The organism is Achromobacter sp. 1012554356 (genome assembly GCF_059760815.1).
Genome location: NZ_JCBANC010000094.1, coordinates 1 through 14,816 on the forward strand (window position 1 = coordinate 1; position 14,816 = coordinate 14,816).

The following is a 14,816-nucleotide window of genomic DNA, read 5'->3' on the forward strand; positions in this document are numbered from 1 at the left end:
GCCGTTTTCTGACTGGCGCGCTTGCGCTCGCCAGTACCGGCGCGGCCGCTGCCTATGTCGGCAACGCCTTCTACCCGCTGAACAACGTTGCCGCCGACGCGGCCACCGCAACGGGCGAACGCCGCCGCTACCTGTTGTCGGACGGCAGTCAGCTCCTGCTCGACGCCCGCAGCCGCGTCAACCTGGACTTCACGCCCGCGTACCGTCAGGTGCGGCTGCTCGATGGCGCCGTCACGGTGTCCGTCGCGCCCGACGCCCGGCGCCCCTTCCTGGTGCAAACGGCTCAGGGCACGGTCCGCGCGTTGGGCACCCGTTACATGGTGCGCCAGCAGGCGCAGCGTACGGTCGTGGTGGTGCACGAACACGAAGTCGAAGTCGAAACCATGTCCGGCGCACACGGCACGATCCGTGCCGGCACCGGCGCCCGCTTCGACAATGCCCGCATGGACACGCCGCGCGCCGAGCTCATGGCCGAGGCGGCCTGGGAATCCGGCTGGGTCGATGCCCGTGGCCGCCCGCTGGGAGAAGTCATCGCCGCGCTGCGCCCGTATCGCAGTGGCGCCCTGCGCGTGTCCATGGCCGCCGGCGGCCTGCCCGTGTCCGGCCATTTCCCGCTGGACGATACCGACGCCGCGCTGGACAGCCTGCAAGACCAGATGCCCATCCAGGTGCGCCGTTTTACGCCCTGGTTCGTCTCGATCAACGTCGCCGCCTGACAACGACCGCCCTGAAGGTGTGCCGAGCGGCGCGGTTTCCGTTGTATAATCGATACCTAGTTTTTATCCAGTGGTTTGATCCATTGGTTTTATCGATAGGCGCCGCGAATTTTCCTCGAGTTTTCAAGAGGATCAGACGCAAGGGTTCTCCAACCCGGGAATTTTTCCCAGCAGCGCCCTCCCGCCCGGTTGACGGGCGCTCCATCGGTTGAAGCGACATTAAAAGCTTGCATTCCCCACGGGGCTTGCTACAATGTTCGACTTTGCCGAATTCAACTTACAAAGCAACATGGCCAATACCGCCCAAGCCCGCAAGCGCGCTCGCCAATCCGTTGAGCGCAACAAGCACAATTCCAGCCTGCGCTCGATGCTGCGCACCGCCATCAAGCGCGTTCGCCAATCCATCGCCGCTGGCGACAAGGCTGCGGCTGGCGAAGTGTTCCAGAAGGCCACCAGCGTGATCGATCGCGTGGCTGACAAGAACATCATCCACAAGAACAAGGCCGCTCGCCACAAGAGCCGCCTGGCTGCCGCCATCAAGGCGCTGGCCTAAGCCATTCTGCCGCCCTGGTCTTCCGGGGCGACACGAATACGGCAAATGAAGAAGGATGCCCACGGGCATCCTTTTTTGCTGTCTGCGCGGTTTGGACAGGCCAGTTTCCCGCGCGCGCCTCTGCCTGCGCGCAGGGCCGGCCCTTCGGCCGTGCCCCACCCTCTTACCGCTTCATGCGGATTCTGCTGCCGCGAGCCTGCCCTCAATGGCCGCCGCAGCGTCGCGCAGCGATTCCATGAAAGCGCCGACCAGCGGATTGCCTGGACGGTGTTCCGGAAACACCACGTTGACGCGAAACGGAAACGATTGCGTCAGCGGCCGGATGTGCAACCCGCGCCCCACAAAGTCCAAGGCGGTCAGCGGGTTGACGATCGCCAGGCCCAGCCCTTGGCGCACGAACGTGCAGACGGACACCGCGGTGGGCGTTTCCACGATGGACCGGGGCAGCACGCCCGCCTGGGCGAAGGCTTCGTCGATCTGGACGCGGTAGGGATCGCTGGCCGACAGGCTGATGAAGGCCTGGCCCGCGAAATCCGCCAGTGCCACTGCCGTGCGCGCCAGCAGCGGATGACCGTCAGGCAGCACACAGACCTCGTCGACCTGCACCAGCAGTTCGAGCCGCGTGCCGGCGGGCGCCGAATCATGTTCGGTCAGGCCCAGATCGTAACGCTGCGCCGTCAGCCACTCTTCTAGCAATGGCGATTCCTGGGTTTCGACCGACAGGCTCACGCCGGCGTGGCGGCCATGAAAGCGTCGAAACGCGTCGGGCAGGATCGAATGCGAAAACGCAGGCAAGGTGATCACCGATAGCTGCCCCTCGCGGAACGCCCGCAAGCGGGCCGCAGCGGACGCCACGCGCTCCAGGCCGGCGTAGGACTGCCGCACCTCTTCAAAGAGCGCCAGCGCCGGCATTGTGGGCCGCAGGCGTCCGGCAATGCGTTCAAAGAGCGCGAAACCGATTGTCTGCTCCATGCGAGCCAGCTCGCGGCTGACAGTGGGCTGCGACGTATTGAGCAGATCGGCGGCCTTGGTGACGCTGCCGGCGATCATCACCGCCCGGAAGACTTCGATATGCCGATGCGTGAGCATCGCCCCCCCATATCAAGAATGAATCGGTCTTGGAAATTTAAGCATTTTACTGGATGGATCGGCCGAGGCATCATGCCGCCTTCACTTCCCTTCCCAAACGGTTTCCTTCCATCATGACCTTCGATCCGCGCCAGCTCACCCAACTTGCCGCCGAACACGGCACGCCGCTCTGGGTGTACGACGCCGCCGTCATCCGCGAACGCATCGCTCAACTGCGCCGCTTCGATACGATCCGCTACGCCCAGAAGGCGTGCTCGAACCTGCACATCCTGCGCTTGATGCGCGCGCAAGGCGTGGTGGTGGATGCGGTATCCCTGGGCGAAATCGAACGCAGCCTGGCCGCCGGCTTCGACCCGCGCAGCGAACCGGAAGGCATCGTCTTCACGGCGGACCTGATCGACCATGCCACGCTGGCCACCGCGCTCAAGCACGGCATCACGGTCAACGCCGGATCGCTGGACATGCTGTCGCGCGTGGGCGAGGCGTCGCCGGGCCATCGCGTCTGGCTGCGCATCAATCCGGGCTTCGGACACGGCCATAGCAACAAGACCAATACCGGCGGCCCGCAAAGCAAGCACGGCATCTGGATTGACGACGTGGCTGAAGCGGTTGCCATCGTCCGCCGCCACGGCCTGAAACTGGTGGGCGTGCACATGCACATCGGTTCGGGTGTGGACTACGGCCACCTGTCCAGCGTGTGCGACGCCATGGTGGATGTGGTGAAGGCGCTGGATCACGACATCGAAGCCATTTCGGCGGGCGGCGGACTGTCCATCCCCTACCGCGACGGCGAGCCGCGCATCGACTGCGATCACTACTTCGAGCAATGGGATGCGGCGCGCCAGCGCATCGCCCAGTATCTGGGTCATGAGATCCGCCTGGAGATCGAACCCGGCCGCTTCCTGATCGCCGAGTCGGGCGTGCTGGTTGCCGAGGTGCATTCGATCAACCGGCGTCCCGAGCGCGACTTCGCCCTGGTCGACGCGGGCTTCAATGATCTGATGCGCCCGGCCATGTATGGCAGCTATCACCGCATCTCGGTGCACGCGCCGGACGGCAGCGCCCCGCAGGACACGCCGGAAACGCGTATCGCGGTGGCCGGCCCGCTGTGCGAATCGGGCGACGTGTTCACGCAGAACGAAGGCGGCGTCATGTCCGACCAGTTGCTGCCGCGTCCGCGCATCGGCGACTTCATGGTCTTTCACAACGCGGGCGCTTACGGCTCGTCGATGTCCTCGAACTACAACAGCCGACCGCTGGCGCCGGAAGTCCTGCTGGACCAGGGCGAGGCGCGCCTGATCCGCCGCCGCCAGACGGTCGCCGAGCTGCTCGCGCTGGAAGAATAAGCCGCCTGTAAAAGCAAACGGCGCCGGACAGTGTGCCTGTCTGGCGCCGGCGTAACGGTTTCGCTTGCAATGGCCAGTGCCCCGCACGGGGCCTGGCACATCAAGGCATCAGGTCGGAAACGCCTCGCGCAAGGCGAAGGTTGCCTGCTTGAACACACCCAAGTCGGTCCCCACAGCCACGAAGTGCATGCCCATGTCCAGATAACGGCGCGCGTCGGCATGCACCGGCGCCAGGATGCCCACGGCCTTGCCTTGCGCGGTCACGCGCTGATGCAGGTGGCGGATCGCTTCCTGCACTTCGGGGTGGCCGGGATTGCCAATATGTCCCAGGGCTGCCGCCAGGTCCGACGGGCCGATGAACACGCCGTCCACGCCTTCGACGGCGGCGATCTCGTCCACCGCCTCGATGCCCGGACGGCTTTCAATCTGCAGCAGCACGCAGATGTTGTCGTTGATGGTGTGCAGATAGTCCGGCACCGTGCCGTAGCGGTTGCTGCGCATCGCGCCCGCCACGCCGCGGATGCCTTGCGGCGGGTAGCGCGTGGCGGCCACCGCGCGGCGCGCGTCCTCTTCGGATTCGATGAACGGAATCAACAGGTTGTAGAAGCCGATATCCAGCAGCCGCTTGATCTCGACCGGATCGTTCCAGGACGGACGGCCAACGGCCGCACTGGCGCTGCCCTGCAAGGCCTGGAGCTGCTGCAGGAACATCGGCACCTCGTTGGGCGAGTGTTCGCCATCCAGAAGCAGCCAGTCGAAATCGGCCACGCCGACGAGCTCGGCGGTGATGTGGCTGGACATGCACATCCAGAATCCGATGAGCCGCTCGCGGGCCAGGATGCGTTGCCGGAAGCGATTGGGAAGAGGTGAATTCATAGCCGCCTTCATGTCTTTAAGAGAGGGGATCCAGCAGGTACGGCGTGCCCGCGCGGTCGCAGATGCCGCGCAGGCGTTCGGCCAGCGCCGCAGGAATCGGGATGCCCTCGCGCAGCCGGCGCATGCGCTCGGCCGCTTCGGGCTCACCCGCCACCAGCACAGGTTCGGCGGGATCGGCGGGCGGGGTGTCGTGCATGGCGTCGATCATGTCGTCCATGTCGCTCTCGAACGACCCGGCCGCCCGGAAGGCGTCGGGGTTGAGCGCCAGGAAGAAATGTCCGACGTCGTCGGGTTCACCCGGACGGCGCGTGGCCGCACGCCGCGCGGCGAACGCGCTGCCGCTGAGCGTGCCGCCCAGGATCTGCGCCATCATCGCCAGGCCATAGCCTTTGTGGCTGCTCATGGCGGTCGTGCCGCCCAATGGGGTAAGGCCGCCTTCCGGGTGCTTGAAGATGAACTGCATGGCCGCGTCGGCGTCCGTGACCGGCGCGCCCTGTCCGTCCACGGCCCAGCCCGGTGGCAACGGCTTGCTCAGGAAGTCATAGACCTTGACCTTGTTGGCCGCCACCGTCGTCGTTGCCATGTCGAGCACGAAGGGTTCGTTGTACGCCGCGGGTGCGCCGAACGCGATGGGATTGGTGCCCAGCATCGGCATCGCGCCGCGCGTGGGCACCATGATGACGCCGTTGGCGCTGCTGGTGACCAGCCCTACCACGCCGCGGTCGACGGCGATGCGCGCGTAGACGCCCGCCGCGCCGAAATGATGCGAGTTGCAGACCGCCACCGCGCCCACGCCGTGCTCAAGGGCCTTGTCCACGGCCAGGTTCATGGCCTGCGCCGCGACCGGATAGCCCAGCCCGCCCATGCCGTCGATCAGCGCGCTGGCGCCGCCGTCGCGCACCACACGGGCCCGCGCGTCCAGCCGCAGCGTGCCGGCGCGCCATTTTTCCTCGTACGCGGGCAGCATCGAGATGCCATGCGAATCGATGCCCAGCAGGTCCGTACGCGCCATCAGGCCTGCCGTGGTGTGGGCCAGGTCTTCGGCCATGCCCCAGGCCATCAGCACCTGCAAGATCTGTTCACGCACCTGCTCCACCGGCACGGCCGTGGCGATTGCTCCGTTCCCTGACACTGTCTGTCTCCTGTTGCTTTGTATGTGTGGCGGGCGTTGGCGGCGGCGTCAGTCCCGGTCGCGATCGACCAGCCTGTGGCGGGCCTGGCCCAGATGGAATTGCATGGCGACGCGCGCGCGTTCGCCGTCCTGTTCGCGGATGGCGTCCAGGATGGCGGCGTGCTCGTCCACGACGCGCTGCGCGCGCTGGCGCGAGCCGGTGCGCGTCAGATTGAGGGTCAGGCGCATGAAGCCGCTGATGGACTCATGGATGCTTTCCAGCACGCCCAGATAGAAGTCGTTGCCGCTGGCCTCGGCGATGCTGGCATGAAACGCCAGGTCCGCTTCGGCGGATACCTGCCCCTTTGCAAGCGTGTCGGCAAAGGCGGCGTGGGCCAAGGCGATCTTGCCGAGCTGCTCGTCCGTGCGCCGCAGGGCGGCCAGGCGCGCGGCGTCGCCTTCCAAGGCCACGCGCACCTCTTGCGCGCGCAGGTACGCGCTGACATTCTGCACATCGTTGAAGGCTTTCAGGCGCGGCGCGGGCTGGTGGCTGACAAATGTGCCCAAGCCCTGGTGCGCGGTGATGAGACCATCGGCGCGCAGGCGCAGCAGCGCTTCGCGCACGACGGGCCGTGACACGCCGAAGCGTTCGGAGATTTCGTTTTCGGACGGCAGCTTGTCGCCAACGTTCAGTCCGCCGGACACGATCTGTTCGAAGATCTGCCCGTAAAGCTGGTCCGCCAGCCGCACCCGATGCCCGCGTTCCAGCACAGGCGCGGCGGGCGCTTGCGGCGCGGCGGGCTTGTGCGGCGTGGATGGGGGGGATGCCTTGGGTCGAGCCACGTAACCTCCTGGTAGTAGGGCCTGTCCGCGCGCGGGGAACAGGCCCTGGGAGATGGCTGCGACGCGCGGACGGCGCTCATCGTACCTGCATTGCGTCCGCCGCGCCGCAGGGCGTTACGCCGTGGCGGTTTCGCGGTCCCAAGCGGCCAGCGCGCGCGCCACGGGTGCCACGCGTTCGCGCTCGGCGCTGGAGATGCCGGTCAGGAGCGGCAGCATCGGGCCCATGTCCGCCACGCCTGAGAGCGTGACGGCGTCGTGCAGCACGCGGATGGGGCTGATGCCATCGCGGCAATCTTCCAGACCCATGTACTGTTCGCGCACGGCTTCCGCTTCATCAAAGCGGCCCTCGTGCAGCAGATGCAGCAGGCGCATCGAACCGCGCGGCGCCACGCACACGGATCCCGAGGTGAAGCTCTTCAGGCCAAATTCACGGTAGTGCACGATGGCCGGGCGTTCGCCGATGCCGCTGACGACCCAGCGCGAATCCACGGCTTGCAGCAGCGAGGACAGGTAGGCATCCTCAGAGGGATTGTCGCGCACGACGGCGTATTTGAAGGCGACGAGGCGCCCTTCCTCGATCAGGCGCGCCGCGGTTTCCGGGGCCAGGTAGTCGGCCGACTTGATGTAGACCACCGCGGGCTTGCCCAGCGCATCCGTGAAACGGCGCACGCCGTCGGCCAGCCCCGCGTCGGTGTACGGAAAGGACATGGGCAGCAGCATCGCAGTCGGAAAGGCGCGCGAGCGCAGGATGGCGGCCTGATCCATCATCTTGCCGTAGTCGGGTCCCACCGAAGGCAGGATCCACGTGTCCGGGCCCGCCAGACTTGCCAGCATATCCACGATGCGTGCATATTCGCTCACGCCCACGTTGTAGAAATTGGCGTTGCCGCCATACATGACGTTGCGCACGCCGCCCGCTTCCAGGTGGCCGAGCAGCGCCTTGTTGGCCGATTCGTTCAGCGACAGATCGGCGTTGCGCGCCAGCGGCGGCACGGCGATGACCGAGCGCTGCAGATCCTGGGCGGTGACCGGGGTGGTTTTCATGGACGGGCTCCTGGCGAATGGGGTTGTCAGTGCAGTTGTCAGATAAGTAAGGTGAAAAAAGTATACTTGGTTGACAAGCTATAGCTCAATACCTATATTTGTTTTACAAGTAGTTCGGCAGCACACAAGTCGCATGAGGCGCGGGCCGCATGCGGCTTTGAGCTCCCGGCTCGCCGGGAGCGGAATACCCCCAGAAACGATGCGCGGCCACGCGCACACCGAGGAGACGAATTCCATGCATGCAGCCCCTGTGCGAGGCCGGTTTCTTGCGGCCGCCCTGCTGACGGCCACCGCCTTTGTCCTGCCGGCCTCGCCGGCCTTCGCGGACTACCCCGAACGCGAAGTCAAGATCATCGTGCCCTTCCCCGCCGGCGGCACCGCCGACATCGCCGCGCGCGTGGTGGCGGCCGAATTGGGCAAGAGTTGGAACAAGCCCGTGGTCGTGGACAACAAGGCGGGCGCCGGCGGCAACGTCGGCTCGGCCGAAGCCGCGCGCGCCACGCCCGACGGCTATACCTTCCTGATGGGCACGGTCAGCACCCACGCCATCAATCAGTCCGTGTACGCCAAGCTGCCGTATGACCCGGTCAAGGATTTCGTTCCGGTGACGCTGGTGATCCCGGTGCCCAACATCCTTGAGGTCAACCCGAAGTTCGCCGACAAGCACGGCATCCGCAACGTGGCGGATCTGATCACGTATCTGAAGGCCAATCCCGACAGCGTCAACATGGCGTCCACGGGCAATGGCACGTCCACGCACCTGTCGGGCGAACTCTTCCAGAGCATGACCGGGACACGCATGACGCACGTGCCTTACAAAGGCAGCAGCCCCGCGCTCACCGACGTGATGGCCGGACAGGCGGACCTGATATTCGACAATCTCCCCTCTTCCATGGGCTTCATCAAGGCCGGCAAGCTGCGCCCGCTGGCCGTGACGACCGCTAGCCGCTCGCCCGCCTTGCCCGACGTACCCACGATGGCCGAAGCCGGCGTGAAGGGTTACGAGGCATCGAGCTGGTTCGGCCTGCTGGCCCCGGCCGGTACGCCCCCCGCCATCGTCGAAAAAGTCCAACGCGACGTCGCGGCGGCCTTGCAGCAGGAGCCCGTGCGCGCACAGCTCCAGGCGCAAGGCGCGACCCCGTCCGGCAACACGCCCGCCCAGTTCAAGCAGTTCATGGCCCAGGAAACCGTCAAGTGGGCCGACGTTGTGAAGAAATCCGGCGCCAAGGTCGACTGACCCTGCACCGATCCGGGGCCCGTCCGCAACGCGTGAGCGGCGGGCTCTTCATCATCACGCGAACCAGGAGACACCATGAACAAACTGATCAGCGCCGTATTAGCGGCGGGCGCCGTTGTGCTTGGGTCGCCGGCGGCCCATGCCGCCGGTTACCCGGAAAAGCCCGTCACCATGATCGTGCCCTTCGTGCCAGGCGGGTCGTCCGACATTACAGGGCGCTCGGTCACGCCGGCGCTGTCGAAGATCCTGGGACAGACCTTCGTCGTCGAGAACAAGCCGGGCGCGAACAGCGCGATCGGCGCGCAGGCGCTGGCACGCTCCACGCCCGACGGCTACACCATGATGGTCGGCTCCATCGGCACCTTCGCCATCAACGAAGCCCTGTACAAGAATCTGTCGTACAACCCCAGCAAGGACTTCACCTACCTGACGCAGGCGGTGCGCAATCCCAACGTGCTGGTCGCGGCCACGTCCTTTCCGGCCAGCACCGTGGCCGAGCTGGTCGACTACGCCAAGAAGAATCCGAACCGCGTGTCGTACGCCTCGTCGGGCACGGGATCGTCGGATCACCTGTCGGCCGTGCTGTTCCGGCAACGCACGCAAAGCACCGGCGTCGACGTGCCGTACAAGGGCGGCGGCGCCGCCATTGCGGACCTGATCGGCGGACAGGTCAACGTGTCCTTCCAGAATCTGGGCGCGGTGCAGAACCACATCAAGGCGGGCAAGCTCAAGGCGCTGGCCATCACGGGCGACACGCGCGCGACGGACCTGCCCGACGTGCCGACGCTGGCCGAGGCCGGCATCAAGGACATGGTCGTGTATTCCTGGCAGGGCTTTGCCGTGCCCAAGGGCACGCCGCAGCCGGTCGTCGACAAGCTGGCGGAAGCCCTGCGCACCGCGCTGCGCGAACCGCAGACGCAAAAGACACTGCAAGGCTTGGGCTTTGAAGTGGTCGCCAACACGCCGCAGCAGTTTGCCGACTTCCAGCAGGCCGAGGTCAAGCGCTGGAAGGACGTGATCCAGAAAGCCAACATCCAGCTGGAGTAAAGAGACGGGATGCCCGAGCGCGGGCATCTTTTCGTCCGGGGCCTGTCCCGTCGCCACGAAGGCAGGACGGGCCTGCAGCATCCCTGCTTGAATCAAGTAGCATGAAACCTTCGCCACCCAACCGTACGACAACATGACCACCAAGCAACGCATCATCCAGGTCGGCTCGCTGGCCGGCTCTCCCTCCGCCGACAAGCGCCTGGCCGACGGCTATGACGTCATTGAATTGTGGAAGTATCCGGATCGCAAGGCCGCGCTGGCCGAGCACGGCAAGGGCGTCACCGCCGTAGTCACGTCCGCGAACTTCGGCGCCAACGCTGAGCTCATCAACGCGCTGCCGGACCTGAAGGCCATCTGCAGCTGGGGCGTGGGCTACGAGACGATCGATGTCGAGGCCGCGCGCAAACGTGGCGTGCTGGTCAGCAATACACCGGACGTGCTGACGGATTGCGTGGCCGATCTGGCCTGGGGCCTGTTGATCGCCAGCGCGCGCCGCATGGGCCAGGGCGAACGCTTCGTGCGTGCCGGCCAATGGGGCCAGGTGCACGGCAGCATCCCGCTGGGGTTGCGCGTCAGCGGCAAGAAGCTGGGCATTGTGGGCCTGGGCCGCATCGGCGAAGCCATCGCCAAGCGCGGCACGGGCTTTGACATGGATGTGCGCTATCACAACCGCAAAAAGCGCGACGACGTCGACTTCGGCTACGAGGCCTCGCTGACGGACTTGGCCAAGTGGGCCGATTTCCTGATCGTGGCGACCGTCGGCGGTCCGAGCACGCGCCATCTGGTGAATCGCGGGGTGCTTGAGGCGTTGGGCCCCAAGGGCATCATCGTCAACATCGCACGCGGTCCGGTCATCGACGAAACCGCGTTGGTCGCCGCGCTTGAAGACGGCAAGCTGGGTTGCGCCGCGCTCGACGTGTTCGAGCACGAGCCCAAGGTGCCCGAAGCGCTGATCAAGAGCGACAAGGCCGTGCTGCTGCCGCACATCGGCAGCGCCACCGAAGAAACGCGCCTGGCGATGGAAAACATGATGCTGGAAAACCTGCTGTCGTTCTTCGAAACCGGACGCGTGATCACGCCGGTGGAATAAGCGAATGCGGCCGCCGCGCGCGCGGCTCGAATGCAGAAACAAAAAAGCCTCTCGGCGCCCATACCGAGAGGCTTTCGACTTTCCGGCCCCCGCGTGTCCGGTCAGTCTTTGTCGCGCAAAGGAACGTGGGCGTTGCCGCCCGGCGCGGTTACTTCGTCGGCGTAGTGGCGCCGGACTTGTGGTTGGTCGCTGCGCCTGCCGAGTGCTTGGCGGACGACTTGTCAGCCTTGTGATGCTTGTGATGCGCCTGGGTCTTGGTGTCGCCGGACTTCGCGCCAGCCGCGAAAGCCGACGGTGCGGCAGCGAGGCCGAGGCACAGGGCCGAGGTGGAAAGAAACGCAGCAATGCGGGAGTGAGTCGTCATGTAAGTACTCCTGGTTGGTGAAGGGCAGATGCCCTCTTCCGATACGGGGCGGCACGATGCCGCAAGTCCCGTATGCGGTTGGAAGCATGCCCCGCCAGAAGGTTCAACGCGGAACCACAAATTTTCTGTCACTCAAGAATTGTTGCTATCCCTCGAACGCCAGCAACGCGACGGTCGCGAACAACATCAGTGCAAAGCAAGCTCTCAGCTTTCGTTCAGGAAGCCGGTAGGCTAGCCGCACGCCGATGGGAACGAAGATGAGGCTGCCGATCGCGAGCGGCGCGCCCACCATCCAGTTGGCCTGCCCTGCCCACGTGTACGTGATGAGCGCGATCATGGAACCGGGTATCACCATGCTGAGCGCGAGGGCTTGCGCGGCGGTTTGCGGCAGGCGGAAGACTGACGTGATGATGGGAACGGCCAGCACCGCCCCGCCCACGCCGAAGAACCCGCCCAGCGTGCCGCACAGGATGCCCAGCACGCTGGCGCGCCGCGGCGTGAAGACGGGCGTGGCGCGGGTAGGCGGCGGCGCGTGGCGGGCCGCCGGGCGCGAGGCGCGCCACGTCTGCCAGACGTAGAACAGCGCAATGAAGAAAAGGAACACCGCGAAGCTCTGGCGCAGCAAGGTCGAGTCGATGCCCAGCGCCATCTGCGCGCCCACCCACGTGAACACCACGGCGCCCGCTGCCCCGGCGAGCGCGACGCGCTTGTCGATGCGCGTCTGCTGGTTGTACTTGCGCACGGCCATCATGATGGTCGGCAGAACCATGATGAGCGCCGTGCCCTGCGCAAGCTGCTGCGACATTCCCATCAGCAGGACCAACGCTGGGATGGCGATCAGCCCGCCCCCGATGCCCAGCACGCCGCCCATGAAACCGATCATGCAGCCGGCGGCCAGGCATGCGGCGATGACGAACAGACTCACGTATTGCTCCAACCAACGACGCCGCGCATCAGCGCAGCTTTTCCAATGCCGCGTCCAAGCGGTCCACCGCCCAGATCTCCAGGCCTTCAATAGGCTGGCGCGGCGCGTTGGCCTTGGGGATGAGCGCCACCGAGAAACCGAGCTTGGCGGCTTCACGCAGGCGTTCCTGCCCGCGCGGGGCGGGACGGATTTCGCCGGCCAGACCGATTTCGCCGAAGGTGATCAAACCGCGCGGCAGGGGACGGTCGCGCAGCGAAGACATGATGGCTAGCAAGACCGGCAGGTCGGCTGCCGGTTCGGTGATGCGCACGCCGCCCACCGCATTGACGAAGACGTCCTGGTCGAAGGTGGACACGCCCGCATGCCGGTGCAGCACGGCCAGCAGCATGGCGAGACGGTTGCCTTCCAGGCCAACCGTCAGGCGGCGCGGATTGGGCGCGTGGGAACTGTCGACCAGCGCCTGGATTTCGACCAGCAAGGGGCGCGTGCCTTCCTGCGTGGCCATGACGCACGAGCCAGCGACCTGTTGTTCGTGTTGCGACAGGAACAGGGCAGAGGGATTGGCCACACCGCGCAGGCCGCGGTCGGTCATGGCGAATACACCCAGCTCGTTGACGGCGCCAAAGCGGTTCTTGAACGCGCGCACCAGACGGAACGACGAATGCGTGTCGCCCTCGAAGTACAGCACGGTATCCACAATGTGTTCCAGCACGCGCGGGCCGGCCAGCGCGCCGTCCTTGGTGACGTGGCCGATCATGACGATTGCGATGCCCGTCTGCTTGGCTAGCCGCGTGAGCTGCGCGGCGCATTCGCGCACCTGCGACACCGACCCCGGCGCCGCCGTGAGCTCGCCGCTGTACAGCGTCTGGATCGAGTCGATGACGGCAACCGACGGCTTCTGTTCCGACACCGCGGCCTGGATGGCTTCGAGGCGGATTTCGGCCAGCAGGTTGACGTTGCCGGTTTGCAAGCCGAGCCGGCGCGCGCGCAGCGCGACCTGTTCGGCGGATTCTTCTCCCGTCACGTACAGCACATTGGTGGACTCGGACAGCGAGGCCAGCGCCTGCAGCAACAGCGTCGACTTGCCGATACCAGGATCGCCGCCGATCAGCACCACCGCGCCGGCAACCAATCCGCCGCCGAGCACGCGGTCGAATTCGTCCAGGCCGGTGGGCGTGCGCGGGGTTTCGCGGGCTTCGATTTCGGACAGGCTGCGCACGGGGCTGGACGAGGCCAGCGGCGCATAACGGTGGGCAGCGGCCGCGGGCGCGGAGGACTCCACCGTTTCTTCAAGCGTGTTCCAGGCATTGCAATGCGGGCATTTGCCCTGCCACTTGGGGGTGGTGCCGCCGCAATCGGCGCACACATATACGGTTCGGGTTTTTGCCATGCGCGAAAGTGTACCCGGCAACCTGTTAGCGCTGCGCCAGTACAGCGACCGTTTTGACACGCTGATCGCGTGCGTCTGAAAGGCATTTCTTTCAGACAGCTTTCACAAACAGGGACGCACAGCAGTTACATGATGCAAACACAAGAAATTTCCTGCCCGATCCGTTGCAAATCGCGCATAATCGCCAGGTGCAGCGCATATTGTCGAACCGTCCCAACCGGACGGCATACTCCACGATGGACGTCCTTGCGACGCACTCTGTGGGGAATCGCGGCGCAATCACTCGCGGCCTTTCACGAGACCGCCCGAACCGGAACATGACCCCAGCACGACCAGACGCCGGACCACCGGCGCGGCGCACGCAAAGGTCAAACGCGGATACGCTGTGCCACCCGGCGTATGTGCGAGGAGTACGCGCATGAGCATTACCTATCGCCCCCCTTTTGACGAAGACGATGAACGGGATCTGCGCGCCCTGTACCGCAAGCCGGGCCCCGGCGCCAACCCGGAACTGGATGCCGCGGTACGACGCAGATGGCACCCCGGCCATAGCTGGCATCCCGGTTGGGGCGCCGCCGCCTGCGCCGTGATGGTCGCAGGCCTTTTTGCATGGACCGACATGCGTGAGGCCATCGACGACACCGAGCTGCAGATGCAATTGGTGGCCGTTCAAGAAAGCGAGGCCGCGCAAGATGCGTCTTCCGCATCCGCCACGCCGGCCAGCGATCCATCGCCCCTGCGCCGCGTCGTCGCCCTGCAGCAAGAGCCGGTCGCCCCGGCCCAGGCCGCGGTGATGCAGCCCGCGGTGATGCAGCCCAACGTGACGCAGCCCGCAGCGAGCCAACCCGTAGCGCCGCACTCTGCAGCGACGTCATCCGCCGTGGCCGCTGCGCCCGCCGAAGCGGCCACGGCTGCCGCTGAAACTGCCGCGCAGGCACCCGCACAGACAGCCGCTCAGGAAACGCCTGCGGAAGCGCAGCAGGTCGCCGCCTTTACCGAGCAGGATATCGAGGCGCGCGTCGCCCAGATCCGCGGCCTGATCGTGGACGACCGCGAAGAAGACGCCGTGCAGGCGTTGCGCGAGTTGCAGCGCGGCGCGCCTGATTTTGCGCTGCCGGACGACCTGCAAGAGCTGTCCCGCCAGAATCCGGCGTGACACCCGGGGCCGGCACCGCGCCGGTCCCG

General features: G+C 66.0%; 15 protein-coding genes. 7 read left to right on the forward strand and 8 right to left on the reverse strand.

All coding sequences use genetic code 11. The features are described 5' to 3' along the window. Both AC6LJW_RS28305 and rpsT read left to right on the forward strand, forming a co-directional pair. The coding region (locus AC6LJW_RS28305) for a FecR family protein (protein WP_498088863.1) at positions 1 to 716 on the forward strand (716 nt) is incomplete at its 5' end. A 289-nt stretch (positions 717 to 1,005) separates the two neighbouring features. After that, positions 1,006 to 1,269, forward strand: coding sequence for a 30S ribosomal protein S20 (gene rpsT / locus AC6LJW_RS28310; RefSeq protein ID WP_043542310.1), 264 nt, complete (start codon positions 1,006 to 1,008; stop codon positions 1,267 to 1,269). Between the two features lie 171 nt (positions 1,270 to 1,440). Here rpsT and AC6LJW_RS28315 read toward each other — a convergent pair whose 3' ends face one another. Then, positions 1,441 to 2,358 carry a LysR family transcriptional regulator gene (locus tag AC6LJW_RS28315; protein WP_427986589.1) on the reverse strand — a complete coding sequence of 306 codons (918 nt, stop codon included), beginning with the start codon at positions 2,356 to 2,358 and terminating at the stop codon, positions 1,441 to 1,443. Between the two features lie 113 nt (positions 2,359 to 2,471). On the opposite strand from AC6LJW_RS28315, the gene lysA reads away from it, so the two are divergent. After that, positions 2,472 to 3,704 (forward strand): diaminopimelate decarboxylase, encoded by a 1,233-nt coding sequence (gene lysA / locus AC6LJW_RS28320; RefSeq protein WP_056562671.1) that lies wholly within the window; start codon positions 2,472 to 2,474, stop codon positions 3,702 to 3,704. Between the two features lie 108 nt (positions 3,705 to 3,812). Here the strand turns inward: lysA and garL are convergent, their stop codons facing one another. From garL to AC6LJW_RS28340, 4 genes are all read right to left on the reverse strand, one after another. Next, a complete protein-coding gene (garL, locus tag AC6LJW_RS28325) occupies positions 3,813 to 4,580 on the reverse strand; it encodes a 2-dehydro-3-deoxyglucarate aldolase (protein ID WP_498088864.1) in 768 nt (255 codons plus the stop codon). Between the two features lie 16 nt (positions 4,581 to 4,596). After that, on the reverse strand, positions 4,597 to 5,712 hold the full coding sequence (locus AC6LJW_RS28330; protein WP_498088865.1) for an Ldh family oxidoreductase: 1,116 nt from the start codon (positions 5,710 to 5,712) through the stop codon (positions 4,597 to 4,599). Between the two features lie 48 nt (positions 5,713 to 5,760). Next, the gene (locus AC6LJW_RS28335; RefSeq protein ID WP_056562679.1) at positions 5,761 to 6,462 is read right to left on the reverse strand and encodes a FadR/GntR family transcriptional regulator; all 702 of its coding nucleotides are present in this window, start codon (positions 6,460 to 6,462) and stop codon (positions 5,761 to 5,763) included. A 186-nt stretch (positions 6,463 to 6,648) separates the two neighbouring features. Then, positions 6,649 to 7,578 (reverse strand): dihydrodipicolinate synthase family protein, encoded by a 930-nt coding sequence (locus AC6LJW_RS28340; protein ID WP_056562682.1) that lies wholly within the window; start codon positions 7,576 to 7,578, stop codon positions 6,649 to 6,651. 235 nt (positions 7,579 to 7,813) lie between these two features. On the opposite strand from AC6LJW_RS28340, the gene AC6LJW_RS28345 reads away from it, so the two are divergent. The 3 genes from AC6LJW_RS28345 (at position 7,814) to AC6LJW_RS28355 (ending at position 10,952) form a co-directional block, all read left to right on the forward strand. After that, the gene (locus AC6LJW_RS28345; protein WP_498088866.1) at positions 7,814 to 8,815 is read left to right on the forward strand and encodes a Bug family tripartite tricarboxylate transporter substrate binding protein; all 1,002 of its coding nucleotides are present in this window, start codon (positions 7,814 to 7,816) and stop codon (positions 8,813 to 8,815) included. A gap of 75 nt (positions 8,816 to 8,890) precedes the next feature. After that, complete coding sequence (locus AC6LJW_RS28350) at positions 8,891 to 9,862, forward strand: Bug family tripartite tricarboxylate transporter substrate binding protein (RefSeq protein ID WP_498088867.1); 972 nt, start codon at positions 8,891 to 8,893, stop codon at positions 9,860 to 9,862. 133 nt (positions 9,863 to 9,995) lie between these two features. After that, entirely contained in the window at positions 9,996 to 10,952 is a 957-nt protein-coding gene (locus AC6LJW_RS28355; RefSeq protein WP_498088868.1) for a 2-hydroxyacid dehydrogenase, read from the forward strand. A 148-nt stretch (positions 10,953 to 11,100) separates the two neighbouring features. Here the strand turns inward: AC6LJW_RS28355 and AC6LJW_RS28360 are convergent, their stop codons facing one another. The 3 genes from AC6LJW_RS28360 to radA all read right to left on the reverse strand — a co-directional run bounded on the left by AC6LJW_RS28360 (position 11,101) and on the right by radA (position 13,631). Beyond that, positions 11,101 to 11,316: a hypothetical protein gene (locus AC6LJW_RS28360; protein ID WP_056562693.1), complete on the reverse strand. Its 216-nt coding sequence runs from the start codon at positions 11,314 to 11,316 to the stop codon at positions 11,101 to 11,103. A gap of 145 nt (positions 11,317 to 11,461) precedes the next feature. Next, positions 11,462 to 12,241 carry a sulfite exporter TauE/SafE family protein gene (locus tag AC6LJW_RS28365; RefSeq protein WP_056566716.1) on the reverse strand — a complete coding sequence of 260 codons (780 nt, stop codon included), beginning with the start codon at positions 12,239 to 12,241 and terminating at the stop codon, positions 11,462 to 11,464. Positions 12,242 to 12,269: 28 nt separating this feature from the next. Further along, positions 12,270 to 13,631, reverse strand: coding sequence for a DNA repair protein RadA (gene radA / locus AC6LJW_RS28370; RefSeq protein WP_056562696.1), 1,362 nt, complete (start codon positions 13,629 to 13,631; stop codon positions 12,270 to 12,272). A 418-nt stretch (positions 13,632 to 14,049) separates the two neighbouring features. On the opposite strand from radA, the gene AC6LJW_RS28375 reads away from it, so the two are divergent. Beyond that, a complete protein-coding gene (locus tag AC6LJW_RS28375) occupies positions 14,050 to 14,787 on the forward strand; it encodes a hypothetical protein (protein WP_498088869.1) in 738 nt (245 codons plus the stop codon). The last annotated feature ends 29 nt before the right edge of the window (positions 14,788 to 14,816 follow it).

Bases quoted from the DNA above. Each gene is read 5' to 3' on its own strand.
- AC6LJW_RS28340 (WP_056562682.1), bottom strand. From the start codon at position 7,578: ATGAAAACCACCCCGGTCACCGCCCAGGATCTGCAGCGCTCGGTCATC.
- AC6LJW_RS28375 (WP_498088869.1), top strand. From the start codon at position 14,050: ATGAGCATTACCTATCGCCCCCCTTTTGACGAAGACGATGAACGGGAT.
- rpsT (WP_043542310.1), top strand. From the start codon at position 1,006: ATGGCCAATACCGCCCAAGCCCGCAAGCGCGCTCGCCAATCCGTTGAG.
- garL (WP_498088864.1), bottom strand. From the start codon at position 4,580: ATGAATTCACCTCTTCCCAATCGCTTCCGGCAACGCATCCTGGCCCGC.
- AC6LJW_RS28345 (WP_498088866.1), top strand. From the start codon at position 7,814: ATGCATGCAGCCCCTGTGCGAGGCCGGTTTCTTGCGGCCGCCCTGCTG.
- AC6LJW_RS28355 (WP_498088868.1), top strand. From the start codon at position 9,996: ATGACCACCAAGCAACGCATCATCCAGGTCGGCTCGCTGGCCGGCTCT.
- AC6LJW_RS28350 (WP_498088867.1), top strand. From the start codon at position 8,891: ATGAACAAACTGATCAGCGCCGTATTAGCGGCGGGCGCCGTTGTGCTT.
- AC6LJW_RS28360 (WP_056562693.1), bottom strand. From the start codon at position 11,316: ATGACGACTCACTCCCGCATTGCTGCGTTTCTTTCCACCTCGGCCCTG.
- AC6LJW_RS28315 (WP_427986589.1), bottom strand. From the start codon at position 2,358: ATGCTCACGCATCGGCATATCGAAGTCTTCCGGGCGGTGATGATCGCC.
- lysA (WP_056562671.1), top strand. From the start codon at position 2,472: ATGACCTTCGATCCGCGCCAGCTCACCCAACTTGCCGCCGAACACGGC.
- radA (WP_056562696.1), bottom strand. From the start codon at position 13,631: ATGGCAAAAACCCGAACCGTATATGTGTGCGCCGATTGCGGCGGCACC.